This is a genomic window from Oleiphilus sp. HI0079, from assembly GCF_001635105.1.
The window spans coordinates 1-431 of sequence record NZ_LWFT01000436.1; the positions used below are offsets into that span (position 1 = coordinate 1).

General features: G+C 49.2%; 1 protein-coding gene. It reads right to left on the reverse strand.

Features of this window, described 5'->3' with window-relative positions:
• Window positions 1-431 (reverse strand): AbgT family transporter (locus A3750_RS05710; protein WP_197474930.1); only part of this gene is annotated, 431 nt, incomplete at both ends.

The window sequence follows — 431 nt, forward strand, 5'->3', positions numbered from 1 at the left end:
CTCAGGGCCGGTTAAGCCGAGGCTTTCCAGACCTGTTGCACCCACGACAGCGAGCACTGCTCCAAGGTTGGTCCACTTAAAGAAAGCGACAAATTGCGCAGCAAAAAATACCAAGACAATATAAGCCCCCATTGTCGTCATGGCGTGATTCATCGCATGAACGACATCGTTAGAGCTTGTGATTGTTTTAACGACTTTGCCGTAGATAATCCCCGCTAGCGAAAAGTAGATGAAGATAAACGCGACGATGGACTTCAAGAAAGGAGACCCTGCAACGAGTCCTGTATCGGGGTGTCGTAATATGCCATTCTCAGGGACGATCGTCGCGGCAAGCAGGCCCGAGAATATAAGCGTGTATATGCCGACAGTGCGTAAACCCTTTCTTTCAATATCGGTGACGGCATGACTGTCCATTTCTAGCGTCAACTCTT